Consider the following 25,924-nt stretch of genomic DNA (forward strand, 5'->3'; position numbering starts at 1 on the left):
TCAGTATGCCTCCGCGCCGAACGTTGTGCGTGCAGCAGCATTCCGCTCGACGACCGCGATGGCGTGATCAACTTCATCGATTGCCGCGGCGAGCGCTGCCCATGCGGCGCGCAGGTCGTGCTCGAGTTCACCGAGCTTGCGCAGATAGGCGCGCTGGGCGTCCGATCGCCACGACCCGTCGGTCGTCGGAATGCGGTGCAGGGAGGAGGCGAGCTCCGCAGCGACGTGAGCGAGAACCCTTCGTTGCATGCGCAGGCTCGTCACGGTCGCCCCGGCACCCGCAACCCCGGCTCCCGCAAGTCCGGCATCCGCAAGTCCGGCACCCGCTGCGAACGTCATGTGCGCCCCTCCTTGTGTTGTGGTCGCGCCTCCAGTGTCGCGGTTCGCGACAGACAGCGAGACGCGAGCGGCGGCATCCGTGGAGAACGGCCGGCAGGGCTTGCGGGGGAGGCAAAGAGAGCGGCTGCGTGGCGGCGCCCTGTGCGGGCGCCGCGCTATCCACGCGCGGCAACGACCCCGCATCCGCCCTAATCCGGTGTGCGCCAGAATGGAACCATGACTTCTCTGCCGCCGCAACCGCTCAGCCCACTCGACGGTCGCTATCGCACTGCGGTCGCTGCGCTGGGCGACCATCTGTCAGAGGCCGGCCTGAACCGCGCCCGCGTGCAGGTCGAAGTCGAATGGCTGATCTACCTCACCGGGCACAGCATGTTCGGCTCGTCGCCGCTGACCGCCGAGCAGCTCGACTCCCTGCGCGCCCTGGTCTCGACGTTCGGCCAGAAGGAGATCGACGAGCTCGCCGCATACGAGGCGACGACCCGGCACGATGTGAAGGCTGTCGAATACCTTGTGCGCGACCGCCTGGCGGCGCTCGGCCTCGACGCGATCGCGGAGCTCACGCACTTCGCCTGCACCAGCGAGGACATCAACAATCTCGCCTATGCCATCACCGTCAGCGCGGCGGTGCACCAGGTGTGGTTGCCGAAGCTGCGCGCTGTGATGGCCCTGCTCAAGCAACAGGCCATCGCCTATCGCGATGATGCGATGCTTGCCCACACGCACGGCCAGCCTGCAACACCGACCACGATGGGCAAAGAGCTCGCCGTCTTCGTGCACCGGCTCGAGCGCATCGCCGACCAGGTGTCGCACACCGAGTTTCTCGGCAAGTTCAGCGGTGCGACGGGCACCTTTGCTGCACACGTCGAAGCGGATGCGACAGCAGACTGGCCGCGCATCTCGCGCGAGTTCGTCGAATCGCTCGGGCTCACCTGGAACCCGCTGACGACGCAGATCGAGTCGCACGACTGGCAGGCCGAGCTCTACAACCGCATCTCCCACGCGAATCGAGTGCTGCACAACCTCGCAACGGATGCCTGGACCTACATCTCGATGGGCTACTTTCGGCAGATTCCGCAAGAGGGCGCGACGGGGTCGTCGACGATGCCGCACAAGATCAACCCGATCCGGTTCGAGAACGCGGAGGCGAACCTGGAGCTCTCCAGCGCCCTGCTCGACTCGCTGGCCGCGACGCTTGTCACGAGTCGCCTGCAGCGCGACCTGACCGACTCGACGACGCAACGGAACATCGGGGTTGCCTTGGGCCACTCGCTGCTGGCGCTGGACAACCTCCAACGCGGCTTGGGCGAAATCGACCTGGACCGGGCGCGGTTGGCGGCCGATCTCGATGCGAACTGGGAGGTTCTCGGCGAGGCGATTCAGACGGTCATCCGTGCCGAGGTGGTCGCGGGTCGCTCGTCGATTCATGATCCGTATGCTCTGCTCAAAGAGCTCACCCGCGGCAAGCGCATCGACCGCGACGACCTGATTGCCTTCGTCGAGGGCCTTGACATCGGCGAAGCTGCCAAGGAGCGTCTGCTCGAACTGACGCCGGCCACCTATGTGGGCCTTGCGAGCGAACTCGTCGACTACCTGAAGTAACGCAGCCGAAGGTCGGTCCCTGAGCGGAGCCGAAGGGCGCGACTACTTCTGGTCGCGCTCTTGGCGGCGCTTCTGCGCCGCTTCATCCTGCTCGACGATGTCCGCCCTCTCATGGTCATCTTTCTTGGAGCTCAGCACGAACATCGCCAGGACCACGAGCGAGACGATGAACGCCAGGCCGAAGCCGATCAACGCCAGGATGGGTTCGCGCGTTGAAATCAGTGCGACTAGGCCAAGGAAAATCGCCATGACGAATGCAATGCCGACGAGCTCCGCTGGCTTGAGTATTTCGCGCATGCTCGGGGTGCGGGGGTTGTCGCTGCCGAGCGGCGGCAACTTCTTGCTCATGCGTCCGTCTCCGTACTCGCTGCCTGCGTGCTCGGTGCCTGCGTATTAGCTGACTGCGTGCTCACTGACCGCGTGCTCACTGACTGAGGTTGTGCCGTGCCCCACTTGAGCGAGAATGCGCCGATAGCGAGGTAGACGCCGATCACGACGGCGTATGCGCCGAACAGGCCGACGGCGAGTACGGCATCCGCAGGGATCAGCAGGAACACAACGGCCAGAACGGCGGTCATAGCCCCGACAACGAGCCAGTCGCGGCCGGCGGCGAGTCTGCCGCGAATGCGCAGCGCCGCGTACAGCTCACTGAACCCGGTCAACGCCGCCCACACGCTGACGACGAACAGAAAGACACCCAGCCCGCCTCCACCGATCCCGAGCGCAAGCGACAATGCCCCTGCGGCAATGCCGAAAACTCCTTGCGCCAGAAACAACGGTCGAACGACGCGATCCGCCAACAGCAGCGCGCCGACTCCGACAACGAGGCCGGCGACAACAGCGAACGCTCCGAACACCGTGAGCCCGAGCCTCGCCGAGTGATTCGCGCTGAATGTGATCACTGCGCCTGCGATCAGCGCTGCGATGGCGCGACCGAGCGGCACAAGCCAATACCGATCCCGTGGCGCTGCCACGGGCGAAGGGGCGGTCACTCGTGACCTCTTTCATCTGCGAGCAGGAACGTCTCAAGTCTACGCGCGGTCACCCAGCACCCCGTTCGAGATTCGAGCGCAGACTATTCGACTTGTGGGCGTTCCCGGCCACTGCATCCCTCTGCACCCCTGTGCACCCCTGTGCACCCCACTGCACCCCACGGGAAACCCAGCCGAACCCCAGCCGAACCCCAGCGCGGCGAAAGCTCACGGCCCGGGTGCTGTCGCCAACCCGGACTCATAGGCGAAGACCACCAATTGCGCGCGATCGCGCACATCGAGTTTGACCATTGCTCGCGAAACGTGCGTTTTAGCCGTGGCCGGGCTGATGTAGAGGCGCTGGCCGATCTCGATATTGCTGAGTCCTTTTCCGACCAGAGTGACGATCTCGCGCTCGCGTTCCGTCAGAAGTTCCAGCTGAGCGTCACGGTCGCTGCTGCGCTGCGGAGCCGCGACGAATTGGGCGATGAGGCGCCGCGTGACACTCGGCGCGAGGAGCGATTCACCCGCCGCCACAACACGCACCGCGTGACGCAGATCGTCCGGTTCGAGGTCTTTGAGCAGAAAGCCGCTCGCGCCTGCCCGCAGCGCCGCGAACACGTTCTCGTCGATCTCATACGTGGTCACGACCAGCACGCGCGTGCCGGCCAGCGCGGCGTCACGCGAGAGCTGTGCCGTGGCCTCGATCCCGTCGAGGCGGGGCATCCGCACGTCCATGATGACGACATCCGGCCGCGTGCGCTGCACGACAGCGACCGCATCGATGCCGTCGGATGCCTCCCCCACCACGCGGATGTCGTCGCTGCGCTCCAGGATCGCCCGAAAGCCCTCACGGATGAGCGCCTGGTCATCAGCCAGCACGACCCGAACCGTCACGATGCCGCCTTTGGTGCGATGACGCTCGAACCGGCCCCGATCGGCAGGACGGCGCTGATCTGAAAGCCGCCTTCCGGGCGATCTTCAGCACTGAAGCTGCCATCGAGCGACTGAACCCTCTCGCGCATGCCGCGCAGCCCCAACCCGGGCACGGGGGCGCCGCCGGTGCCGCGGCCGTCATCGGCGACGCTGACCGTCAGAGCGCCCTCGCGCACGATGGCGGAAACCTGCACCGAGCTCGCGTCGGCATGGCGAATGACGTTGGTCAGCGCCTCCTGCACGATCCGATAGGCGGTCAGTTCCTCGACCGGCGTCAGCACGCCGGGCGGCACGTCAATGCTCGTGGTGACGGTCAGCCCCGTGCTGCGAGCCTCCCGGAACAGTTGCCTCGTCTCGGCCAGCCGCGGCTTGGAAGACAATCGCCCTGTCGTCTCCGCGCTTCCGGCGGCATCACCATCGCTGCGAAGCAACTCGAGTGTCGATCGCAGTTCCGGGATCGCCTGCCGTGCAAGTGTTCTGACGGTGGAGATCGCGGCCCGGGCCTGCGCCGGATTGTCCTCGAACGCATCCAGCGCGAGGCCGCTCTGCACGGAAATCGCTGAGATCGTGTGCGCGAGCACGTCGTGCAGTTCGCGGGCGATGTCGAGGCGCTCCTCCGAGAGCGTCTGCCGCATCCGGGTCTCGGCCGATTCTGCTGCCGCCTGCAGATTCAGCACGTGCGCCCGACGCAGTTGACCTGCGGATGCGCCGATCAGGACATACGCCAACATTCCACCCGCGGTCGCGACCGTCGCTATCGAGTTCCATGCCTGCGCGTTCGGGGGAAGGCTCTGCATCAGCTGCCACGCCACGACGAATGCAACGGCGATCAGTGCCCATCGCAACGACCTGCCGTATGCGGCAATCGAATAGGCCGAAACGAACAGCGGCAACGCCGGCGCGCCGCCGGGGTAGCCGAGCAGGTGGTACCCGAGGATCAGTGCAAGAATCACCGCGCTGACCGCGATCGGATGCCGGCGCCGCTCGAGCAAGAGGGTCGAGGCCGCCAAGGCGATCAGGTATGCGCCGGCCGGGAACGCGATCGTCGCGGTGGAGATGGGGTGCGGGGCGTAGGTGAGCTCACCCCAGACGCCGACCAACGCGGCGGCCGCGATCAAGGTCGCGATCGCCGCATCGACCAGAAATGCGGTGGTGCCAAAAATAGTGGTACGAGCGCGGCTTACCACCGCAGGCGATTCGCCTGACACAGCGGTAGTTTATCCGGAGATATCGGCCGTGTGGGCGTCGCGCGCAACCAACCGGTGCGTGTGCAGCGACGGGCGCCGATAGGCCAGCCACGCCACGCCGGCCAGGCCGAGCGCCCACGCGGCGAGGACTGCGATGCTTGCAGGATCGGGGGCATCGCCCTTTGCGATCGACCAGCCGAGGTCGGCCAGCCGGTAGGTCGGCAGCCAGTAAGCGACATCCATCATTCCGCTCGGCAAGATCGCGGGCGGAACCCACAGGCCGCCGAGAGCCGACATCGCCATGTACAGTCCATAGCTGAGCGGGTAGGCGAAGTCGGAGTTCACACTGAAGCCGATGGCGATTCCCAGAGTGGCGAATGCCGTGCTGCCGAGCCAGATGGCCAGGACGAGTGAAACCCATTGGCCGAGCGAGAGCTGCACTCCCTTGACCGTCGCCGCGGTCAGACAGACCAGCACGATCGCCGGAAGCGCGGTGATGACGCTGGCGATGATCTTCGCGCCGATCACCTGGATTCCGGGCAACGGCATCGAGCGCACCTGCTCGAGCCAGCCGATTTGCCGTTCCTCGGCGATGCGCGGACCTGTGGTCGACAGCACGGCCCAGATGGCGCCGTATGCGGCCATCGCCACCATGATTTCCACGGTTCCCTTCAGCTGGCCCGGCTGTGCAGGGCTGCCCCCGAAAAGTGTGGCGAACAGCAGATAGAAACCGATCGGAGCGCCGACGGCGAGGGCGAGGTATTTCGGGTCGCGCAGCATCCGGATGACTTCCAGACGCAGGTAGTACGTGTTCATGAGAACTCCTGAATGGTGGTGGTGGTGGTCACGCTGTTGTTCGTCGCGCTGTTGTTCGTCGCGCTGTTGTTCGTCAGGCGGTCTTGGGTCAGGGTCAGGAACGATTCGTCGAGGCTCGGCGGATTGACCTGCAGACCTCGCCAGTCGAGGCCGCTCGTTGCAAGGGCACGCACGGTCGCGTCGGGGTCGGTCGTGCGCAGCGCGACCCGGTCTTGCGGGCTGTCACCGGTCACGCCGATGACGCCCGGCAGGTTCGCACATGCTGCGCTCCCACCGCGAATGCTGACGCGCACGACGCTCACGCCGGTGCGGCTGCGAATTTCGGCCGGGTTGCCGTCGGCGACGACGCTGCCGTGAGACAGCACGACGACGCGAGCTGCGTTCTCGTCGACTTCGTCGAGATAGTGCGTTGCGAAGATGATCGTGCGGCCCGTGGACGCATACGCGCGCATCGCAATCCAGAATTCGGCGCGACCTTGCACGTCCAGTGCTCTGGTCGGCTCGTCGAGGATCAGGATCTGCGGGTTCGCAACTATCGCGATGGCGAACCGCAAACGCTGAGACTGCCCTCCGGAGAGCTTGTCGACGCGACGCCTGGAGACGTCCGCGAGGTCGGCGAGTTCGAGTGCGGCATCCGGGTTGAGCGGATGCGGATACAGTCCGGCTGCAAGGCGCACGAGTTCGCCGACTTGCACGCCGGGCATGAGGCCGGTGTCTTGCAGCATGGCCGCAATGACACCGGCCGCCACGGCTTCTCGCGGGTGGCGTCCGCCGACGACGACCTCGCCGGAGTCCGGGACGATGAGGCCGAGCATCATCCCGATGCTCGTGCTCTTTCCTGCTCCGTTGGGGCCGAGGAGCGCGACGGTCTCGCCCGCGGCGAAATCGAGGTCGATACCGCTCACTGCGTGCACGCCTGCATAGGACTTGACGATGCTGCGCAGCCGGATGGCTGGGGTGGTCAGGTGTGTGTTCATGGGTCAAGCGTGCCCGCCGAGCAGGAGCATGGCATCCGCCAGAGCGCGCGACCGCATACGACAACGGGAGTAGTTTCGGCTCGGCCACGTACCATCCGAATCACCACCCGCCTTGAGCCGTCGCCTGAGCCGCAGCGGCTAGATTCGTGTGGTGGCTCTCGATGTGATCTCGTTGACACCGATGCAGTCTCTCGGCATCCCGGTTGCACTGGTCGGAGCCGTTTTCCTGGCACTCGGGGCGCAGTTCCAGCACCGAGGCGTCTCGCAGGTCGACGCACATCGCCTGCCGGCTAACAATGCGGGCTTGAGCGTCCGCCAACTGCTCGGGTTGTTGCGCAACCCGTCCTGGGTGCTCGGCACGGTGATGCTCGGCCTGGCGATCGCGTGCCAGTTGTTCAGCCTCTACCTTGCACCGTTGACGGTGGTGCAACCGCTCGGCGTCGTCGGATTGGTGATCACGGCGATCATCAACTCACGCGTCACGCACACCAGGCTGGGCCGCCGTGCCATTCGAGCTATTGCGTTCTGCGTCGTCGGCGTCGCGCTGTTCGTGACGACCGCGACGTTGACGACCTCCTCGCGGCCGATCCGCGACTCGCAGCTGGTCACGGTGCTGGTGATTCTCGGCTGCGTCCTGCTCGTTCTCGGCACAATATTCGTGCTGTTCCGCAGCAAGTTCACGGCGTTCTTCTACATCGTCGGCGCGGGCATCCTGTTCGGATTCGTGGCGACGCTCGCGAAAGTGGTGATCGACCGCGTGCACACGATCATCGTGGCCCAGAGCCTCGGCACCGGATTCCACCTGGCGCCCGGAGACTGGCTCACGATCGTGTGCGCGGTTGGAATCATCGTGGCGTCGCTGTGCGGCACGTACTTCGTTCAGACGGCGTACGCATCCGGGCCACCCGACCTGGTGGTCGCAGGACTCACGGTGATCGACCCGATCGTCGGTGTCACGATCGGAATCGTCGTGCTCGGCGAAGCCGCATCCGCTCCGCTCTGGGCGGCACTGGTCTTCGTGGTCGCGGGCGCTCTCGCCATCTACGGTGTGTTCCAACTCGCCAAATACCATCCGCAAATGACGCACTGAGCACGCCGGTTCAGTCCGGTTCGCCTCCAGCAGCGGATGCCGGGGCCTTCGGCTTGATCTCTCGGTACTCTCGGTAGACCAAGACGATGATCACCGCGTCGAGCACGGTGAGTAGGATCAGCCCGATCGTCGGCGAGACGACAACCGTGTACACCTGGTAGGCGAGAAACAGGATCAGCACCGCGAGCGCATACGGATACGCGCGATGCAACCGGCGCAGCAGGCAATATACGAGCACAAGCTTCACAACCCCATGAACGATCAGGAACGCGATCAGAAAGCCGAGCCCGCCCTGCGCAAGGCGATCGTCGAGGTTCTCGACATAACCGGCGATGAAGACCCGGATCGGGCCGGACCCCTCACCGGCCTCGGTCGCGATGGCGCTGAGCGCAAGATGCGGAATGCTCGGGGCGATCAGCAGCACCAGGCCGACCAGCAACTCAATGGCTCCGTCGATTCCCTTCAGGATCACGCCGATGAAGTAGAAGATGTCCAGCAGCGTCCAGCGACGCGGCGGCCTGACGGCAGCGCCTGCCGATGCCGGTCCCGCTGATGTCGAGCTCACGGATTTCAGGGTACTCGGCTGCACGGCACGTCGATCTTCCAGGTCGTGGATGGCGCTCCGTACAGCCTGTAGGCGGCGCCCGGCGCGGCCAGATCACAGTACGCCTCCATAGACACGACCTGCGGCTGCCAGCGCGGCCCGTTCGAGCGGCGCGACACAGCCGATGAGAAGTTGCCGACGAGAACGGCGGCGAGAACCACCAGCGTGATGGCAGGCAGCAGCACCGTTCGTGCACGGACACCGCCGGCGGCACGTGCGGCGGCGACGCCCCGGGGTCGCGCCAGCGCGGCGAGGGCGAGCGGCACCAACGCCAACAGGAACATCGACGGTACCACCCCATAGCGCGCCAACCACGGTGCATCCAGTTGCGAATCACTCATCGTGGCGTAGTCGTAAAAGCTGCCGGGGCTCACCTCGACCGCGATGGCATAGAACGCCATGGAGCCGCCGATGCACACCCCGATCATCAACCGCTGCAGCCGTGACCCGCGCAGCAGTCCGACCACGGCGGCTGCAGCGAACGGAAGCAGAAGGACGATACCGGCGATCGGTCCGGCGACCCCGAGCATCCAGGCGATGACGTTCGGGTCTGCCGTCCACGAGGTCATCACCGCATTGATGAGGTAGCCGTATGCGACGGATGCGATCGGCACAGGACTCGCCGACGAGCCACCCCGCGGATCCGACAGGGTGGCAAGCAGTTGCGCAGCTACACCGACGATGTAGAGGATGCGCACCGGCAGCATCCGCCCCTCGCGCCACCGCCACAGCATCAACGGAATGAACAGCGCCATCTGGATCTCGGTCATCGTCGCCAGCAGCGCCGCCCCGGCGAGCAACCACGTTCCGGTACGCGTCCGCGGGCGGTACAACAGCAGCCAGGGTGCCAGCCAGAGAAAGTACCAGTGCAGATTCGCAGTATTTCCGAGGACCTCGCGCGGCGCCAACGGCACAAGCAGAGTGACGGCGGCCAGGCCGAGTCGAAGGATCGTGCTCGGCACCACATCCCTGGCACAGGTGAACACGAGAGCCGCCACGCCCGCAGCGACCAGGCATGCACCGAACGCCATCGCGGTCGCCCAGCCCGCAACGGGCACGACCGCGACGGTTCCATTTGCAATCAGGCGCGGCACCGTGTGCAGATAGCCTGCATACGGTGTCGCCAATGATGCGATCCCGTGCTCGACCGCGTTGCCGAGGAAGTTGCGCGCGTCTTCAGCCCAGAGCGTGCCCTGATCCGCCGGTGACAATCGCAACCATTCGACGATACTGCCGACCACCAGGATCATGATTCCGAGCACCGCAGGCCGCCGCCATAGGGACGTTGGCATCGGCAGCGCGGTGTGCGGGGATGCCGACCGGGGCGTGCTGAAGCGCGACAACGCGCGTGAGCGTCCCGGCGTCGCGCGCACCCGGGGGGTCGGTCGTGTGTTCAGATTCGACGGTGCTCCCACGAATTCAGCCAAGCCTGCGTTTTCCCAGAGTCAACCCATACTGTGTGAATCCGCAGACGGCACTCACGGCATCTTCAGGCTCCCGCAGCCGTCACAATCATGTCGGTTGCGAACCCGGCGAAAAGCCCGATCAGCAGTCCGGAATACAACCAGAAGCTCGTCCCGAATTTGAAGGCGACATGCAGCAATTGCAGGATCACATACAGGATCGAGCCGGCTGCCAGAGCCAGGAACGCGATCGACACGGCGTCGTTGACGAACACCGTGCCGAGCAACGTGCCGACCACCGTCGGCCCGCCACCGATCAAGCCGAGCAGCGCGAGTTGCCCCCAGCCAGGGCGCCTTTCATCAGAGGTCAGCGGGGCGCAGATGCCGAAACCCTCCGTTGCGTTGTGCAGACCGAACCCGACCACGAGCACGACGGCAAGCGAGATCTCCCCGCTCGCAGCGGACTGGCCGATTGCCAGGCCCTCCGAGAAATTGTGCAGCCCGATGCCGACAGCGATCAGGAAAGCCAGTCGACTGGCCGGGCGCCCCAGGCGCAGGATGCCTTCTCTCACCACCCCGGTGCCGAGTCCGTCGATCGGCGTGCCGGCCAGCGAACCGGCTGCACCGCCCACGGCGCCGGCGGAGGCGCCACCGACGGCAACGGGGACCCGTGCTTCGCGTTTTGCCGCCATGAAGCGCGATAGCCACCGATCGTACGCCACCAGGCTGAGCAGGCCGACCGTGATCGCGCCGAAGAAGATCACCAGCAGGCCGATGAAGGGCCACCAGGAATCGTGCTTGGCGCCGGACGCGCGGAGCAACGCAGCCTCGACCGGTTCGACCGCATGAGAGAGCACGTCCCAGAGGAGAAAGGTCAGCACTCCGATGGTGATGGCGTTCAGTAGCGCCTGAAATGTCGTGGATCGAGTCTTCAACCGGCCAATCGGCAGTCCCAGGAAGATGGTGAATCCGGCGATGGCGCCGAGCACGGCGATCTGAAGCGGGGACATGCGCGGCTAGTGGCTCTTTCTGGTGACAGCGGTGAAGGTTAGGCAACCCTATCCTAACGGCGTCTGCGTGCTCGAATCCATTGGGACGACCGGGGTAGTGGCTGAAACCGATCGGGCCGCCATGACGAATCGTCTGATCAGTACGGCATCTTTGACGCCTCTACTCGACTCGACTCCGCTGGAGACGTCCACGCCGCTCGGCGAGACTGCCGCCAGCACGGCCGCGATGTTGTCGGGGGTCAAACCTCCAGCAAGAAGCCAAAAGCCTGCTGGGGCGGATGCCGCGAGCTCGGTCGTGTCGAACCGTAGCCCTTCTCCGGGGCTGGGGGCATCGATCAGCAAGCGCTGACGGGTCGACGTGGGTTCCGGGCCTGCACTGCGCTCGCGAAGATACGTCTGACTGGAGATCGCACGAAGAGTGCGGAATCCTTCATCGGCTAGCCTCGCGAAGTCGGCCGCCGGCTCATCCCCGTGCAATTGCACCGTCGTCACGCCCGCGGCGGTCGCGATACGCAGGACCTCCGCGATTGGCTGCTTGCGGAAGACGCCGACCGTCTCAAGCTCGGTCGGTGTGCGGGCGACGAGCTTGCGAGCGGCATCCGCGTCGAGTTGGCGGGGGCTTCCCTGCGCGAACACGAAACCGACGGCATCTGCTCCCGCGGCGATCGCAGCGTCCAACGCCGCGGGGTCGCGAAGTCCGCAGATCTTGACGAACAGGGCAGGCTTCACGTCCGCCCTCCAACGCGTGGGCTCATCAGCTTTTCGGCGCGGTCGCACCGGGTGAGGCGAGCACCTTCGCGGCGAGGGCGTGCCCGCTGACGCATGCATCCGTTAGGTCGCGCGTGGCGTTGAAGGTCGACAGGAACCCGGCCGCGAAGGCGTCCCCCGCGCCGGTCAGATCCTTGATCTCCGAGACGGGCGGCACCGGAACGATAATGCGGTCGGCTCCCGGTCGGTGGATCACAGTGGGCTCCGCACCGGCCTTCGTCACGACGATCGTTTCGCCGAGGCGAGCGAGATTCTCACCGGGTTCTCCGTCGATCGACAGGCCGAGCAGCGCGGATTCGCTGTTGTTGCCGATGATGAAATGCGGCTTCAACTCTGCCATCAGGTCGATGAAGCGCTGAACGCCGTAGTGCGTGAGCATGCCGGTCGACGACGCATCGATCGACACCAGGATGTCGCGGCTCTTCGCCCTGCGGATCGCGTCAATCACGCTGCTCCCGATCGGCTCGCCGTCGAACGAGTATGCGGGCACATGCAACACGTCCAAGCCGTCGAGCCATTCGTCCGGCACGCGTTCGAGCCGGGTCGCGGCTCCCCGGTGGGGGAGCATCGTGCGTTCTCCCGTCGGGTCGATCAGAATGACGATCGTGCCGGTGTCACCACGTCGCTGCACGCGCACGTCGACGCCTTCTGCGGCGAGTTCTTGCACAAGTGCGTCGCCGAGACGATCGTCGCCGACGCATCCGATGAACCGTGTCGGCCCGAGCCGACTGGCGAATCCGGCCACGTTCGCGCCGCTGCCGCCGCGAACGTGGAACAGTTCGATGTCGGTGTCCGTGCCGTGTTGCACGTCTTCGGCCAGCCAGACGATGATGTCCTCGACCAGGTCTCCGATGATCCCAAGCACGGTGCCTCCGTTCTCAGCTCGTCGGTGGGGTCAGTGGCTCAGCGCGGTCGCGACGCGGCCGCCCAGAGCGACGTTCCCGCGATACACCTCGATGTTCACCTCGAGGCTGAGACCGTGAGTGTCCCGCTGAATGTAGTCGAGCAAGAACGGCGTGCTGGCGTTACCGACAATGCCCTGCCGGTCGGCCTCCGCCCAAGCCCGGGTCAGGATGTCGTCGAGCTGCTCGGGCGGCAACTGCTTGTCCTCTGCGACGGGGTTGGCCAGCAGCACGGCCTGCGGCAGTTCGAGTGCGTCGCGCGCCTCGATGATCGCTGCTGCCTCCTCGGGGGTCTGCACGGCATACGCGATGCTGTAGCCCGAGTCGGAGACGTAGAAGCCGGGGTACTTGGTCGTGCCGAAGCCGATCACCGGGATGTTCAGAGTTTCGAACCGCTCCAGCGTCGCACCGACATCGAGAATCGACTTCACGCCTGCGCTGATCACGACGATCGGCACCTGAGCGAGCGTGGTCATGTCCGCGGATTCGTCGAAGGTCTCGGCTGCGCCGTGGTGCACGCCGCCGAGGCCGCCGGTGGAGAATACCTTCACGCCGGCACGGTGCGCCAGGAACGACGTTGCGGCAACCGTGGTGCCACCGTGCACTCCGAGTGCGGAGACGACTGGCAGATCGCGCAGGCTGACCTTCGCCATGTTGTCCGTCTGGGAAAGCTCGGTGATCTGTTCTGTGCTCAAACCGACGGTCGGCACCCCGTTGAAGACGCCGATGGTGGCCGGGGTCACGCCGTCTGCGCGGAGGCTCGCCTCAGCTTCCAGGGCGACCTCGAGGTTGCGAGGGCGGGGCAGGCCGTGGGTGAAAATGGTCGACTCGAGCGCGACGACGGGGCGATTTTCGCGCACGGCGTTCTGTACTTCGTCGGAAACATGGATGACGGACTCGCTCATGGCGGACTTCTTTCTTCGTCGGAGTGGATGATTTCTGGCTGTGTGGCCGGATTACGACCTGAAATCAAGGCTACGGAAGGATTGGCCAACAATCCAGAAACTATTGAGCACTTTCCGATAGGCTTAGCCTATGCAAATAACCCTCCGCCAATTGGAGATCTTCGTCGCTGTTGCCGAGGCCGGGCACTTCGGCAGAGCCGCTGAAGCGTTACACATCTCCCAGCCCACGGTGAGTCAGGAGATCAATCGGCTCGAGCGCCGACTCGGCATCCCTTTGTTCGACCGTTCGCGGCGATCGGCCACCGTCACCCCGGCAGGCGAGATCATGGTCGCCGACGGGCGAACGCTACTCCACCAGGCCGGCGCCCTGATCGAGAAGGTACAGCTGTTCGAAACAGTACGGATGCGCACAGCCCGGCTGGTCGCCACGCCGAGCGTCGTCAACAGACTGCTCCCCGCCGTGCTCAGCAGAGCAGAGCAGGAGCTGCCCGCCATCCAGATCGATGAGACCCTCGTGGAAACCGGCGCGGTATCGACGACGCTGGTCGAAACGAACGCCGACATAGGAATAGGACGCTTTCTGAATTCTGTCGAAGGGTTCGAACTGGAGACGATCGCCGACGAGCCAGTTCTCGTCGCTGTCAGCCGCAATCATCCGGTGTCGAGTGCCCGCAGTGTCAACCTCGAGGACCTCGCGGATCTGCCCCTGCTGTTGTGGCCACGTGAGCAGAATCCGGCGTACTACGACTACCTCATCGACCTGTGCACATCGCGCGGGCTCAATCCGCTGGTGCTGATGAGCCCGCCGCTGATCGTGGGATCGCGGCTCTATCTCCTGTCGGAGGGCCGCGCATTCTCCTTGGTGCCGTGGTCAATGGCCGGGCATCTCTCCGCCGATCTCACCACCGTTCCGTTGGATCGGCCGGCCACCCTTCCGCTGTCGATGCAGTGGAGAGTGGATGATCCACGCACGCCGCTGGCAGCACTGCGCGATCTCGTGCGGTCCGAAGCCGCCACGTTGCAGGCTGAGGCGCGGCAGTCGCTTAGCGAGTGAGCGATTTCAGCATCTTGATAGATTTACACTATTGAAAGATAGCAGTTTCATTGTTGTTGCCTCTTGCGCTACCGGCTAGCGTTGAGGTATAAACATGAACACTTCCGACACACTGGACCCGACCGAGCCTAATCCGACCGAACCGATCCGCGCACTGACGGTTGAAGCGACTCGCGCCCCGTCACCGGCACGCGCAGCGCTACGCGCCGTCGGTGCCGGCTTCTTCCCGCTCGCCTTCGTCAGTCGCCTGCCATTCGCGATGACGGTCGTCGGCGTCTTGACGATCGTCTCCAGTGTGCGAGGCTCCGTGACGGAAGCCGGGATCCTCTCGGCCGTCGCCGGCATCGGCACAGCGGCCTTCGGTCCATTGCTGGGCTCGTTCGCCGACAAGCACGGGCAGCGTCGTGTCCTGCTTTTCTCTGCAGCCGTCAACGTCGCCAGCCTGGTCGGCTTCGTTCTGCTCACGTTCTCGACCGCTTCCGCACTGTGGCTTGCCGTCGTCGTCTTCGCGCTGGGCGCAAGCACTCCGCAGGTCGCACCGATGTCCAGAACCAGACTGGTGTCCATCGTGACAGCGCGCACGGACGGACGAAGACGCGCTCAGGCGCTTTCTCTCGTGATGAGTTACGAATCGGTGGCAGACGAACTCGCATTCGTGCTGGGGCCCGTGGCGGTCGGCGTCATCGCTTCAGCGCTTGGTGCCGGCGCGCCGCTCGCCATCGCAGCCGGCATCACCGCAGTGTTCGTCGTCGCCTTCGCGCTGCACCGCACGGCGAAGCTGCCGATCCATGAGCCGTCTGCCGAAGAGGCCGCGACGCGCACCAGGCTATTCAGCTTCGCCCTGTTGGTCCTGCCCGTCGGCATGTTCTTCGTCGGCGGATTCTTCGGCTCCGTGCTGACCGCCTTGACCGTCTTCATGCGCGATCAGGGCCATGAACTGGCAACCGGGATCGTCTATGGCGGCATGAGCATCGGCTCCGTCGTCACGGCAGTCCTGATCGCATTCGCACCGCGCCGCTTCACGCTGCGGGCCCGCTGGCTGTGCTTCGCAGGCATCGCGCTAGCCGCTGTGCTCGCGCTCGTCGCAGCCCCAACTATCGCGTTCGTCGTCGTCGGACTGGTCGCTGCCGGGTTCGGCATCGGCGTTGTCATCGTCACGATCTTCACAACCGCCAACCAGCGCACTCCCGCCGCACGCACGACGACCGTGATGACCATGCTCTCCAGCGCCCTGATCGTCGGTCAGGCTCTGTTCAGTGCGCTTGGCGGAATCGTGTCCGACGCTTTCGGCTCCAGTGCCGGGTTCGCGCTGGCTGCCGCTGCCGCCGTCGCCATCATGCTGGCCGCGAGCGCCAACTTCGCTGCAGATCGCGTTACGAATCGAGCAACAGCAAAGCACCCGGCAGTGTAGTCGCGCAGCGACTTCGTGCGATTCAGTCGCGCAGCGACGCTCCAGTGGTCTGGCCGAAGTCAATGTGGAGATGGTCACACGTGTCGTCGAACGGCACCAAATTCGTCAACGAAATCGACGAGCGGCATTCCTGCTGACCGACGTGACTTCCCGGAGGAACGAGCGGATCGAGGATCCTGATCAACCGCACCGAATTGGCGTCGCCGCCATTCAGGCTCTGACCGTTCAGCATGTCAAAGTCCACTGCGTGACCACCGCCGTCGGCATAGTGCGCAGACGCTGTACCAGCCCCCTCGATTTGCCCGGTACAACGGCGATTGATATCACTGACGCCTACCGTGGAGAAATTGTCGAGAGCGACCTCGATCACCTGCAACACGCGATAGTCGACGCCGCATCCTGGGACGGCGACGCCCGCAGCGAGATTCTGAATTTCCGGGAGGTGATTAGGCGTCGAGCCGGTCAGCCGGCCCGCGGCAGCAGCACTCATGATTTTCGCCGCCAGCGCTTGAACCGTCGACGGCACCGTGGTGCCGAGCGTCGAATCCCACGCCGCGACGTTCTCGATGGTCGTGTAGTTCTCTCGGCCGCTTGCCGGCATCACCACATTTGCGACCGACAGTGTTTGGCCGGCAAGGGAAGCATTGCCACCACCCGACGTGTTCGAGGAGATCGCGTAGGCAGGTAGCGCGAACGTGGTGACCAAACCGGCCGCCGCGAGCATTGCTGCGAAGCTGGACAATCTGCGCTTGCGCGCCGGATTCGATCGCGCGTGGGAAACCGGCGGGTGGGCATCCGCATTGGGCGTGCGCAGCCGGATGCTCTGCCGAACCGGAACCGGTGCCCGCGGAACCACGGGAACGATATCACCGCGTCGCCGGCTGCCGGCCTGCTTGTTCGCCCGTTTGGCAGTGCGTTCGGCCTGGCCGACAGCAACTCCCTCGGCCGCACGCTTGCTTGCACGCGCGCCTGCACGACTGCGCACCGCGATCTCGGCGGTGTCCCGCTCGCGGCGTTGCCGTCGTGTCTCCGGCGCGCCGAGCGGCTCTAAGGCGGGTCGCACGACGGCCGCTGGCTGTGCGCCAATACCCAGAGCCGCGAAGAGTTCGAGGGCCCCGGTCGCGTCGGAAGCGGGCAACGCCGCCAGTTCAGCGGTCGCACCTGATCCGGCAATCGTTTCACGCTCGGCGATCACAGCGGGCCCCGGGACTGCTGCAGGGGGTGCGGTGACCTCGAGTGCCGCGGTCGCAGCGCGCTCGCGCTCACGAAGCTGGCGGCGGGTCAACGGCGCAGGTTCGCACGCATCCGCTTCCCGATGACCGAATGCGGCGTCACCTGACGGCGCGAGGTATCCGGTCAGGAACGACACCGTGCTGATCCTCCGTGCAGAGCATTCGGGGCGGCAGCCCAGGTGGGGGAGCCCGGGCCGTGTCTGCCGTTCGAGGGTCTCGCCCGAACAGACAACGCTTCGACGTTACGCGTTCGTGATCAATTTGTCACGCCAGCCATGCACTTTCGCAGTTATCGCGTTACTGCGATGCAACGGCGGTGCAGTCGGCGCGTGATTTTTACAATTTCTCGTACACGGAGGTGGAGGCCGGTGTCGATCGGCTGGGTGCTGCTTTTGCTGATCGCGTTGGCCGCATAGCCGCCGCCTCCGGAACATGAGGTGTTGGGCGCGTGCAGGAGGGCAGGGCCACCGCCCTGCCACCGTCTTCCCCTGCCCAGGGCCGCAAGGCCCCGCGGGTCAAGAGCCGGCCGCAGGCCGGTCCCGCAGGGACGCGCAGCGCCCTTGACGCGTGGGCAGACGGCCCGTAGCAGCGCCCGACACCGACCCCAGCGTTACGACCAGACCAGCGAGCAATCCGACTCGCAAGACAGCCGTGTTGCGACCACCGCTAGAATTCGCCGTTCCCCTTGCGGGCGGGGTCAGAGGCGAGTTTCGTCTCCTCGAATGCGAATGTGGTATTAGGTCGGCCGGACCTGCGATGTGAGGTCCTCGCCAACTGCGAAGTGTAGGAATCCGCCATCATCTGTGGAATCCAGACCCTGAAACGACCGCCAATTACCGTGGAGTTACCGGCGTGTCTCGCCATCTTGGCGCGGAACCTACATGCGCAGCACCCTGAAGTGCTGAGAGATTCTCCCTGTCCAGAGCGTCTATGGGCATCTCGTTTATCATCCGGGGTGTCATTTTCTCAAGTGACCTGACGGGCCGCTCAAGTGGGATGTCGATTTCTCAACCGACCTGTCAACTGTCGGGCGCGTCGCATCGCCGAGCACAGTTCGGTCGCCTCTGGCCGTTGAGGAAGGAGATGCGTCTCGGCCTACTGGAATACACCGCGCCCACATGCGGAACGTATTGCGGCCCTCCATGCGCAACAGGCAGATGAGTCGAACGGCGCATGGCGGCCTTGGGAGTCTCGATCCAGACCGGGTGTCCGTAAGGGACGGCAAGGGGACGTTGTGGATCGTGACTTGCCTAACGAACCGTAAACAGTTGACAAGCGTATCTCGGATGCCGCAAACACTCGCCGGATCGCACAACTCCGTCAAGTATTGACGCGGGCATATCGGAAGGCCAAGATTTGGGAGGAGTGAGGCCGTCTCATCATGGGGGAACACTATGACCAGTGTCGAAGACACGAACCGACTGTCGCGCGCGACCTCCCGCAGTCCGCTTGTCCGGCATCCGTTGATCTCTTTCTTTGTGATCGCGTACGTCCTGGCGTGGCTCATTGAAGTGCCGCTCGCGCTGTCGGCGAACGGCATCCTGCCCAGGGTTCCTCGTCTGGTGTTCGCGATCGCGATCCCGGTTGCGACATTCGCCCCAGCGGCGTCCGCATTCATTGTCACCGGGCTGACCGAGGGCAAGGTCGGCGTCGTGCGCCTTCTGCGACGGTGCGTGCGGTGGCGCGTGGGCATTCAGTGGTATCTCTTCATCCTCATCGGAATCCCGATCATCATCATTCTGGGAACAATCGTCGTGCCAGGAGCGGTCGCCTACTTCCGACCCGTAATCGGTCCGCTGCTGGCCGCCTATCCGCTTGCGTTCGTGGTGACGTTCTTCCTCGGCGGGCCGCTCGGTGAAGAGCCCGGCTGGCGAGGCTTCGCGCTGCCCCGCTTGCAGAGCAGGGTGGGCCCGTTGCGCGGAAGCCTGATCTTGGGCGTGTTGTGGGCACTGTGGCACTTCCCGCTGTTCTGGAGCGGCGTGTGGACACCGCCCACCATTCCCAACATGGTCATGTTCATCGTGATGATCACGGGCCTCACGATCATCATGACGTGGGTGTTCAACCACGCGCGGGGTAGCGTGCTCATCACGATGCTGATGCACGCATCGTTCAATACTTTCGCCAACAAGATCGCCGCACCGCTCTTCCCTGCTCCGATATTCAACGAGTACGGGTTGCTGCCCGTGATGATCGGATTCACCGTGACGGCTCTCGTGCTCATCGTCGTGACTCGTGGCCGCCTGGGCTACGGCACGAGCGCCATCCCCTTGATTTGACCGTTCAAACGGGCTTGGGCCGTGCGACACTGATTCCGCGTTGAGGGAGGAGACCACGATGCTGTTCGGCGATCCGGTGCACGACGAGTTCGGGAGCCTGATCCTCGGCTTCGCTCCCTACGGTGGCGGGGACGTCGGGGAGGTTCAGGCGCTCTCGCTCGAGGTGGACGAGGGCGACGATGACTCGTTCTTCGCGGCGTTTGTCAGGCTGGCTCGTCGCCGCATCGAAGAGGGCGATGCGGCATCGGCAAGGGGACATCGCGCAAGCGCGTACGATTGCTGGTTGCGAGCCGCCTGCTTGCTGGGCATGGCTTACCACCCGCTCTATGGCACCCCGGTCGACCCGCGACTGGTCGACGCACTTCATCTCCAAATGGGCACGTTCGACCGGGCGATGGCACTGCTCGACCCGCCTGGTGAGAAGCTCGACATTCCGTACGAGGACACTACGTTGCCGGGCTACTTCGTGCGTGCCCCCGGGCACGCGAACGACGTGCGACCGGTCATCATCGTCGGCGGCGGCTGGGACTCGACTTACGTCGAGAACTATGTCGGCATTGGCATTGCCGCGCTGCGTCGGGGCTATCACGTGCTCCTGTTCGACGGACCGGGTCAGGGCCGACCGCTTGTCGACGAACGGCGTCCGTTGCGCCACGACTGGGATCAGGTCGTTGCACCCGTCGTCGACGCGGCTCTGGCGATCGATGTGGTCGACCCGGATCGGATCGTGTATCACGCCTGGAGCCTCGGCGGTTATTTCGCACCGCGCGTCGCCGCTTATGAGCACCGGCTTGCTGCCATCGTCGCAGACCCCGGCCAGCTGGATGTGGGCGTGAAGTTCTTCGAACTCCTGAAGGGGTTCGGTCTCAGTGCAGAAGCTGTCGCCAAGCTGCCGGCCATCGCTCCCGAAGACGAGAAGACCGTCTTAGCCGCGGTCGATGCAAACCGCTCGCTGCGCTGGAAGATCGTGCAGCGCGGGTACTGGACCAACGGCACGCCTGGTTTGGCGGCGTATCTCGCTGAGATGGCGAAATGGAGACTCGAACCCGATGAGATCGCGGCGATCCGGTGCCCAACGCTCGTGACTGCGGCCCAGTCCGACCCCGCGTCGTCAAATGCGAAGACCCTTTACGACGCTCTGACCTGCCCGAAGACGTTCGTCGAGTTCAAGGATGCCGACGGTGCAGGCGCGCACTGCGAGGCGCTCAATCGATCGATGGCGAACCGTGTGATCATCGACTGGCTCGACGAGACCCTCCTCGCAACCGCTGAATGAGAACCCAGGAACTTCCGCCACCGTCGCTCCGCGCCCGCTGAGTTCGGCTGAAGAGATTACGGCCTTCGCCGCGTAGAACCCACTCGTCCGCGAACCAGACGACGGTGAAAACTTCTGTATCGGGGCCGGGCTTCGTTAGCGAATTGGCCGTGGGTGCTTCCTCTCAGCGGCCAGTCATACGTTCACACGCGGTGCAACAGCTCGGAGTCGTTCCGTCGTCGTTCCGGAAACCACCCGCACAAACCACGACGAGTCTCACCAGTCGCAAGCCGGGCCCCTTCGGGGCGTTTGCTCCCGAGTGATCTGGTCAGGTGCTTTGGTGCGGTTTTCGAGCGGTGGGATGTCCGGTTGGGTGCCTGCCGGGCCGGCGACACACTCTTCGTGCCAAACTCGACCGGCTCGCCCGCTCCCTGCCTGACGCGAAGGACATCGTCGATGAACTGACCGTCAAGGGTGTCAATGTCGGCATCGGCGGCTCCGTGCATGACCCGACGGACCCGTTCGGGTGGCTGTGGTTCAACGTCGTACGCCCCACCGTGTACCGCACCGTTCAACGGCAAACGGTACCTGCCCCTGAACGACCAATCCAGCAGGTCGATTTCGCCGCCGTCCTAGCCCGGTAGCGAACGGCCTGCGGGGCAGTAGACGCGCCGCTCAGAAGGGAGAGCCTCTCCCGGCGGCGGTACTTGGACCGGTTGATCTCGTTGTCACTCAGGCGTCTTGTTTGTGTCCCTATCGCTGTCGGGCCGCTTCGCCCGAGGTGCCGATCAGTGAGCCGATGGACGCCCAGATGTAGCCGCCTTCGCGGGCGTGCTCATATGCATCCTTGACCGCGCGCTCAGCGGGCGGCAATACACACCATTACGAAAGCGCAATCGAGGCTACAGTTCTACCGAACTGGGTGCCCGCAAGCAGAACCTCCTTTGACACGGGAACCTTGAGCGGATCCGCTTATGGATGTTGTGAAACTAGCGCTGCCTTATCCGCCGTGTACGTCGAAACGTGCGCCGACCGGGTTCGGCGGAAGGAAACCGGTCACCAGACCCCAGATGCCGCCCAGGCTTGGCACGAGGGTCAGCAGCGCAAACGGGCCGGCCAGGTTCGTATCGTGCAGACGCCGCCACAGAATCGCGAACATGGGAATGATCACGGCCAGTCCGAACAGGCCCACAAGGATACTGCCGATCACCATGAGCGCTGCGGACCCGCCGTTGCCGGAGATCACGATGCCCGGAATCAACAGCGCGACGTACAAGACCAGGAAGATGATCGCGTTTCCCAGGTAGGCCCACCAGAACTCGCTACGACTGGCCCGCCCGGTGAACGTGGCGTACTTCTGCCAATACCGTTTGATCCCCGGCCAGAACGAGATGCCGTAGTACGGCTGATCCAGTGCAGTGTCCGGACCCGACACGCCAGGCCGGTACGAACCGTATCCGGGCATGCCCTGCGGCGGCGGGGGCGCGGCCTGATACTGTGCGGCAGGAGGCGCCACTGGAACGGGCGGAGGCGTCGGAGTCTGATACTGCCCCTCCTGGGGCGCAGGCCCCGTAGACGGATCGTGCGGAGGGTTCGAGGTTGGGTCTGTCATGAAGTCGCCTTTCGTGTCGGTCGGTGACGCGTCCAACGTAGCGGCCCCGGCACTCATTGTCACCGGTCACACACCCTTCCCAGTCACAAACAGACACCGACCGGCACCGACGGAGGCGAGCAGGAGGCGAATCACACCCAACGCCAAGTCCCACCAGAACGCAGACTCTGACATCGTGCAGGACAGCCGCCCGCAAGTGGAACGGCCAGCGGGCACCAACGGCGCGACGCAGCGAGAAGCTCTGCGGGGATCGCGGCGCACCCGGTCGAACGGGGTGTAGATCGTCGTGGCCTGCATCAGGCATACTTTGCCCATGCGCAAAATCTGGTTCAACGCCTCCGCTGTGTTGGCGGCGGCGCTCGTGCTGACGCTCGGCACGGGCGGGGCAGCGTTTGCGGCGAAACCCGACCAAACGGCATCCGCAAAACATCCGGCGCCTGCAACTGCAACGGTCCTTGGCAACGACGTCTCGTGGCCGCAGTGCGGCACCACCCTGCCGACGTCTCACGCGTTCGGCATCGTCGGGGTGAACGACGGGCTTGCAAACACGACCAACCCGTGCCTGGCGGACCAACTGAACTGGGCGGCCGGCTCCGCTGTCATGACCGGCCAACCGGCCGTCGAGCTCTACGTCAACACCGCGAATCCGGGACCGGCCGGCAGCTGGTGGCCGACTTCCAACGACTACGCCGGCACGACCGTTGCGAACCCTTACGGAACGTGCGGCGGTGCCAACGACGTGGCGTGTGCCTACATTTACGGATACGCCAAGGCGTATGACGACGCCACGATTCGCGGAGTCGCCAACCCCGCAGGCTACCTCTGGTGGCTCGACGTCGAAACCATGAACAGTTGGGAGCCCAACACGACGGCCAACGCGGCCGACCTCGAGGGGATGACCGCGTACTTCCACAGCATTGGCGCTCGCGTGGGGATTTATTCGACGAGCTATCAGTGGGGCCAGATCGCCGGCAGGGTGAGCTCGACGAGCAACTTGAATGGCCTGCAGAGTTGGATACCCGGGGCCAAGTCGGAGAAGGCCGCCAAGGCAAACTGCTCGGCAGTTCCGCTGACGACGGGCAGCCCGGTTACCCTCACGCAGTACGCGACGCGGGCCTTCGATTACGACGTGTCCTGTATCTAGGTTTACCGGGAATACCACCACCTCTACGCCGACTCAGGCCGCCGCGGACAGCCCCGCAAACACCGGAATCTGACCTTCAACGCCAAGCAGCCGACTCGCACGGACGGCTACTGAGAATTCAGCGAACTGTGTCCAGATGTGAGGATTCTCACACGATTTCACGTCAGTTACTCATGCGCAGAAAATAGCGTAGCGACGACCGTGACCATGTGCATACCGCCCGCCAATCCGAATCGAGTCCGAATGTCTCTGACGGTGAACCAACCCGAGCCCGGTCCATCGAAGTTTCACGGCCCCACCTTCCTCAGGCTGGACCTGCCGGGCCGCGGTACGCAACCGGCGTTGTGGCGGTGGGCCGTTGCCACAATTGTTGCCATCGGGCTGTCACTTCTGGCGTGTGCAGGACTTGCGGCGATTGCCGCGCACCTGCTCCCTGCCATCGCCGGCTACGGGCATTTCCAGTTCGCTGACTACAGCAAATTGACGATCATCGGAGTCTTCACCGCCTGCATCGGATGGCTGTTCGTCACCTGGATTACCACCAGTGGGCGCCGCCTATACCTGGCGTTCGGTGTGCTGGCAACGATCGTGAGCCTAGCCCCCGATTTGTGGATACCCCACCTTGGCCAGCCACCTGCCGGGGTGACAACTCTTGCCGTCATGCACATTGCTCTCGGCGTGATCACCTACCCCAGCATGGTCCTGATCGCACCGCAACGCACACCCCAACCGAACCGCAGACAACCGAACCAAGAGCGTGCTGCCAACGTGTTCTGACACCCCCGTTTGCCGATGTAGTGACAACGTGCCAGCCTTCCATGGCAGGACCAAGATCGCACCACCATGTCACAGGCGGAACCCTCGGCGGTGTTACACCCGGTATCTCCTAACACGAGATCAGTTGCGCCGCCCACGGGCAGATCGGATTGGCCATTGACACGCCGATCCACTTCGTGTAAGAGCCACGATCGAAGAACTCTTTCACGGCGGTATCGAGTGTGGTCGCGGCAAGCGCTTGAGCGCTCTCCGAATGCCCTTCTCGTAGGCAACGGATTGTTGCTCGTAAGAACCGCACGTACCCGCTTGTGGCTACGGAGTTCATTCTGTCCGTCAGCTGCTCGCAGTCCGTAACGAGGCCCCGCAACCGCCGCCCGTAGACCGCTCGACGGCCTGCAGGAGTCTTGGCGCCGAACACCATTCGAATGGTCTCGGATCGAGGCACCCACGCGATGGGCAGCCCCTCATCCATCATCAAAGTCTTGAGCATGCCGATATCTAGATCGATACCCTCGCCGCTCAAGTTCGCTGGCCACACTCCCCGCGTGAACTCCGAGAACTCAGGCAGGGCGGCGGTGATATTTTGTAGCAAACCCGGAAATGCGTTGGACACGCCCGTCGACTGCCCAACCAGTGCGGCAATCTGATCCAGCGAGGAACGAACACCCGACAAAAACGTCTCGCCTAGACCGTTAAACGACGGCTTCGGGAAGCTGATCTTCGAGAACAGCTCCCCCAGATGCAAATTTAGACCAAGGTCGAAAGGCGGCAGCCTGTACCCCGCACCAAGGTTGTAGTAACTTAGCTTGCCGTCTAGCTCCGTCTCGTCCGAATCTGATATCTGATCGTGCGCATCGTCAGCGGGGCGGCGTCACTGTCGTCGTCTATCGGATTCACGCCCCAAGGTTAGCGAGGTCCAGTGACGGGCCTTCCAATGCGGCATGACTTGCGATTTGTACTTGTTGCAGAGGAACCGGCAGACGAGATGAATCACGCGGAGCGCTCACCCATCCAGGAGCGATCATACTTGCGAGCACTATTCGCGCAGAGTGGCCACAGCCTGCCTCGCAAGCGGGACGGTCAGCGGGCGGTTTTCGAGCACCATCCCTGACGACGAATCTCTACGGCTCCCAGCCGGGAGCGGGTGCCCGCTCGGGCGCCTCTTACGGGATTGTTGCCAACCATTGCTGTCGCCATGACGGCGGCGCACTGTTCGGTTATGAATGAACTACTGATCGGATACGCACGCGTATCCACAAACGAGCAAGATCTCACCGCCCAACGCAACGGCGACACTCTCGTCGTGGCCAAACTCGACCGGTTGGGCGTCTGCTTTTCAACGTCCTCGCGATGGTGGCAGAGTTCGAATCAGACCTCATCCGGGCCCGCACCCGAGAAGGGATGCAGGTGGCCAAAGCCAAAGGGCACCTGCGCGGCAAACAACCCAAACTCTCGCCTGCGCAGCAACGTCACCTGATGGAGGTGCACCAGGCCGGCACGCACTCCACCGCTGAGCTCGCCGAACTGTTCAACGTCGCCCGCTCCACCGTCTACCGCACGGTACAGCGCCAATCGACGCGCTGCCTGGAACGTCCGACTCCGCACGTAGGATGCGCCACCACCATCCCAGCCCGGTAGTGGAATCTCCAGCGG

Annotated in this window: 25 protein-coding genes and 1 pseudogene; 10 read left to right on the forward strand and 16 right to left on the reverse strand. The window is 64.4% G+C overall.

Annotated features, from left to right (window positions below; all coding sequences use genetic code 11):
- The gene (locus QU604_RS21750) at positions 1–339 is read right to left on the reverse strand and encodes a hypothetical protein (RefSeq protein WP_308466689.1); all 339 of its coding nucleotides are present in this window, start codon (positions 337–339) and stop codon (positions 1–3) included.
- 216 nt (positions 340–555) lie between these two features.
- Between QU604_RS21750 and purB the strand changes: the two genes are divergently transcribed.
- Positions 556–1,938, forward strand: coding sequence for an adenylosuccinate lyase (gene purB, locus QU604_RS21755; protein WP_308466690.1), 1,383 nt, complete (start codon positions 556–558; stop codon positions 1,936–1,938).
- 42 nt (positions 1,939–1,980) lie between these two features.
- Here the strand turns inward: purB and QU604_RS21760 are convergent, their stop codons facing one another.
- From QU604_RS21760 to QU604_RS21785, 6 genes are all read right to left on the reverse strand, one after another.
- Positions 1,981–2,286: a hypothetical protein gene (locus tag QU604_RS21760; RefSeq protein WP_308466691.1), complete on the reverse strand. Its 306-nt coding sequence runs from the start codon at positions 2,284–2,286 to the stop codon at positions 1,981–1,983.
- On the reverse strand, positions 2,283–2,930 hold the full coding sequence (locus QU604_RS21765; protein ID WP_308466692.1) for a hypothetical protein: 648 nt from the start codon (positions 2,928–2,930) through the stop codon (positions 2,283–2,285). The genes QU604_RS21760 and QU604_RS21765 overlap by 4 nt, the downstream gene beginning before the upstream one ends.
- Positions 2,931–3,137: 207 nt before the next feature.
- A complete protein-coding gene (locus tag QU604_RS21770; RefSeq protein ID WP_308466693.1) occupies positions 3,138–3,806 on the reverse strand; it encodes a response regulator in 669 nt (222 codons plus the stop codon).
- Entirely contained in the window at positions 3,803–5,053 is a 1,251-nt protein-coding gene (locus tag QU604_RS21775) for a sensor histidine kinase (RefSeq protein ID WP_308466694.1), read from the reverse strand. The genes QU604_RS21770 and QU604_RS21775 overlap by 4 nt, the downstream gene beginning before the upstream one ends.
- A 9-nt stretch (positions 5,054–5,062) precedes the next feature.
- A complete protein-coding gene (locus QU604_RS21780; protein WP_308466695.1) occupies positions 5,063–5,848 on the reverse strand; it encodes an ABC transporter permease in 786 nt (261 codons plus the stop codon).
- Positions 5,845–6,825 carry an ABC transporter ATP-binding protein gene (locus QU604_RS21785; protein WP_308466696.1) on the reverse strand — a complete coding sequence of 327 codons (981 nt, stop codon included), beginning with the start codon at positions 6,823–6,825 and terminating at the stop codon, positions 5,845–5,847. The genes QU604_RS21780 and QU604_RS21785 overlap by 4 nt, the downstream gene beginning before the upstream one ends.
- Before the next feature lie 151 nt (positions 6,826–6,976).
- Here QU604_RS21785 and QU604_RS21790 point away from each other — a divergent pair, with 151 nt between their 5' ends.
- Complete coding sequence (locus QU604_RS21790) at positions 6,977–7,915, forward strand: DMT family transporter (protein WP_308466697.1); 939 nt, start codon at positions 6,977–6,979, stop codon at positions 7,913–7,915.
- A gap of 10 nt (positions 7,916–7,925) precedes the next feature.
- On the opposite strand, the gene QU604_RS21795 is transcribed toward QU604_RS21790, so the two are convergent.
- From QU604_RS21795 to QU604_RS21820, 6 genes are all read right to left on the reverse strand, one after another.
- Positions 7,926–8,480, reverse strand: coding sequence for a DUF2127 domain-containing protein (locus QU604_RS21795; protein WP_308466698.1), 555 nt, complete (start codon positions 8,478–8,480; stop codon positions 7,926–7,928).
- 5 nt (positions 8,481–8,485) lie between these two features.
- Entirely contained in the window at positions 8,486–9,811 is a 1,326-nt protein-coding gene (locus QU604_RS21800) for a hypothetical protein (protein ID WP_308466699.1), read from the reverse strand.
- Positions 9,812–10,008: 197 nt separating this feature from the next.
- Positions 10,009–10,932, reverse strand: a complete 924-nt coding sequence (locus QU604_RS21805; protein WP_308466700.1) for a ZIP family metal transporter — start codon at positions 10,930–10,932, stop codon at positions 10,009–10,011.
- 48 nt (positions 10,933–10,980) lie between these two features.
- Entirely contained in the window at positions 10,981–11,661 is a 681-nt protein-coding gene (locus QU604_RS21810; protein ID WP_308466701.1) for a phosphoribosylanthranilate isomerase, read from the reverse strand.
- A 25-nt stretch (positions 11,662–11,686) separates the two neighbouring features.
- Positions 11,687–12,565 carry a carbohydrate kinase family protein gene (locus tag QU604_RS21815; RefSeq protein ID WP_308466702.1) on the reverse strand — a complete coding sequence of 293 codons (879 nt, stop codon included), beginning with the start codon at positions 12,563–12,565 and terminating at the stop codon, positions 11,687–11,689.
- Between the two features lie 30 nt (positions 12,566–12,595).
- Positions 12,596–13,507 carry a pseudouridine-5'-phosphate glycosidase gene (locus QU604_RS21820; protein WP_308466703.1) on the reverse strand — a complete coding sequence of 304 codons (912 nt, stop codon included), beginning with the start codon at positions 13,505–13,507 and terminating at the stop codon, positions 12,596–12,598.
- A 130-nt stretch (positions 13,508–13,637) separates the two neighbouring features.
- On the opposite strand from QU604_RS21820, the gene QU604_RS21825 reads away from it, so the two are divergent.
- Complete coding sequence (locus QU604_RS21825) at positions 13,638–14,561, forward strand: LysR family transcriptional regulator (RefSeq protein WP_308466704.1); 924 nt, start codon at positions 13,638–13,640, stop codon at positions 14,559–14,561.
- A 94-nt stretch (positions 14,562–14,655) separates the two neighbouring features.
- Positions 14,656–15,972: an MFS transporter gene (locus QU604_RS21830; protein ID WP_308466705.1), complete on the forward strand. Its 1,317-nt coding sequence runs from the start codon at positions 14,656–14,658 to the stop codon at positions 15,970–15,972.
- Positions 15,973–15,994: 22 nt separating this feature from the next.
- Here the strand turns inward: QU604_RS21830 and QU604_RS21835 are convergent, their stop codons facing one another.
- Positions 15,995–17,341: a hypothetical protein gene (locus QU604_RS21835; RefSeq protein ID WP_308466706.1), complete on the reverse strand. Its 1,347-nt coding sequence runs from the start codon at positions 17,339–17,341 to the stop codon at positions 15,995–15,997.
- 1,257 nt (positions 17,342–18,598) lie between these two features.
- Between QU604_RS21835 and QU604_RS21840 the strand changes: the two genes are divergently transcribed.
- From QU604_RS21840 to QU604_RS21850, 3 genes and pseudogenes are all read left to right on the forward strand, one after another.
- Entirely contained in the window at positions 18,599–19,483 is an 885-nt protein-coding gene (locus QU604_RS21840) for a CPBP family intramembrane glutamic endopeptidase (protein ID WP_308466707.1), read from the forward strand.
- Between the two features lie 58 nt (positions 19,484–19,541).
- Complete coding sequence (locus QU604_RS21845; protein WP_308466708.1) at positions 19,542–20,759, forward strand: alpha/beta hydrolase family protein; 1,218 nt, start codon at positions 19,542–19,544, stop codon at positions 20,757–20,759.
- A gap of 348 nt (positions 20,760–21,107) precedes the next feature.
- Positions 21,108–21,286, forward strand: a pseudogene (locus QU604_RS21850) (recombinase family protein); the annotation flags it as partial.
- 452 nt (positions 21,287–21,738) lie between these two features.
- Here QU604_RS21850 and QU604_RS21855 read toward each other — a convergent pair.
- A complete protein-coding gene (locus QU604_RS21855; protein WP_308466709.1) occupies positions 21,739–22,350 on the reverse strand; it encodes a DUF805 domain-containing protein in 612 nt (203 codons plus the stop codon).
- Between the two features lie 313 nt (positions 22,351–22,663).
- Here QU604_RS21855 and QU604_RS21860 point away from each other — a divergent pair, with 313 nt between their 5' ends.
- Complete coding sequence (locus QU604_RS21860) at positions 22,664–23,494, forward strand: glycoside hydrolase family 25 domain-containing protein (RefSeq protein WP_308466710.1); 831 nt, start codon at positions 22,664–22,666, stop codon at positions 23,492–23,494.
- A gap of 243 nt (positions 23,495–23,737) precedes the next feature.
- Complete coding sequence (locus QU604_RS21865; RefSeq protein WP_308466711.1) at positions 23,738–24,271, forward strand: hypothetical protein; 534 nt, start codon at positions 23,738–23,740, stop codon at positions 24,269–24,271.
- A gap of 109 nt (positions 24,272–24,380) precedes the next feature.
- On the opposite strand, the gene QU604_RS21870 is transcribed toward QU604_RS21865, so the two are convergent.
- Complete coding sequence (locus QU604_RS21870; protein WP_308466712.1) at positions 24,381–25,016, reverse strand: hypothetical protein; 636 nt, start codon at positions 25,014–25,016, stop codon at positions 24,381–24,383.
- 605 nt (positions 25,017–25,621) lie between these two features.
- Here QU604_RS21870 and QU604_RS21875 point away from each other — a divergent pair.
- Complete coding sequence (locus QU604_RS21875; RefSeq protein ID WP_409349983.1) at positions 25,622–25,909, forward strand: helix-turn-helix domain-containing protein; 288 nt, start codon at positions 25,622–25,624, stop codon at positions 25,907–25,909.
- Positions 25,910–25,924 lie beyond the last annotated feature (15 nt).

It is taken from the genome of Rathayibacter sp. SW19 (assembly GCF_030866825.1).
GTDB lineage: Bacteria > Actinomycetota > Actinomycetes > Actinomycetales > Microbacteriaceae > Rathayibacter_A > Rathayibacter_A soli.

What these genes read in the sequence shown, in the direction of transcription:
- QU604_RS21750 (WP_308466689.1), bottom strand. Translation starts at nt 339, where the DNA reads ATGACGTTCGCAGCGGGTGCCGGACTTGCGGATGCCGGACTTGCGGGA.
- purB (WP_308466690.1), top strand. Translation starts at nt 556, where the DNA reads ATGACTTCTCTGCCGCCGCAACCGCTCAGCCCACTCGACGGTCGCTAT.
- QU604_RS21760 (WP_308466691.1), bottom strand. Translation starts at nt 2,286, where the DNA reads ATGAGCAAGAAGTTGCCGCCGCTCGGCAGCGACAACCCCCGCACCCCG.
- QU604_RS21780 (WP_308466695.1), bottom strand. Translation starts at nt 5,848, where the DNA reads ATGAACACGTACTACCTGCGTCTGGAAGTCATCCGGATGCTGCGCGAC.
- QU604_RS21785 (WP_308466696.1), bottom strand. Translation starts at nt 6,825, where the DNA reads ATGAACACACACCTGACCACCCCAGCCATCCGGCTGCGCAGCATCGTC.
- QU604_RS21800 (WP_308466699.1), bottom strand. Translation starts at nt 9,811, where the DNA reads ATGCCAACGTCCCTATGGCGGCGGCCTGCGGTGCTCGGAATCATGATC.
- QU604_RS21805 (WP_308466700.1), bottom strand. Translation starts at nt 10,932, where the DNA reads ATGTCCCCGCTTCAGATCGCCGTGCTCGGCGCCATCGCCGGATTCACC.
- QU604_RS21820 (WP_308466703.1), bottom strand. Translation starts at nt 13,507, where the DNA reads ATGAGCGAGTCCGTCATCCATGTTTCCGACGAAGTACAGAACGCCGTG.
- QU604_RS21825 (WP_308466704.1), top strand. Translation starts at nt 13,638, where the DNA reads ATGCAAATAACCCTCCGCCAATTGGAGATCTTCGTCGCTGTTGCCGAG.
- QU604_RS21830 (WP_308466705.1), top strand. Translation starts at nt 14,656, where the DNA reads ATGAACACTTCCGACACACTGGACCCGACCGAGCCTAATCCGACCGAA.
- QU604_RS21840 (WP_308466707.1), top strand. Translation starts at nt 18,599, where the DNA reads ATGACCAGTGTCGAAGACACGAACCGACTGTCGCGCGCGACCTCCCGC.
- QU604_RS21845 (WP_308466708.1), top strand. Translation starts at nt 19,542, where the DNA reads ATGCTGTTCGGCGATCCGGTGCACGACGAGTTCGGGAGCCTGATCCTC.
- QU604_RS21855 (WP_308466709.1), bottom strand. Translation starts at nt 22,350, where the DNA reads ATGACAGACCCAACCTCGAACCCTCCGCACGATCCGTCTACGGGGCCT.
- QU604_RS21860 (WP_308466710.1), top strand. Translation starts at nt 22,664, where the DNA reads ATGCGCAAAATCTGGTTCAACGCCTCCGCTGTGTTGGCGGCGGCGCTC.
- QU604_RS21865 (WP_308466711.1), top strand. Translation starts at nt 23,738, where the DNA reads ATGTCTCTGACGGTGAACCAACCCGAGCCCGGTCCATCGAAGTTTCAC.
- QU604_RS21875 (WP_409349983.1), top strand. Translation starts at nt 25,622, where the DNA reads ATGGTGGCAGAGTTCGAATCAGACCTCATCCGGGCCCGCACCCGAGAA.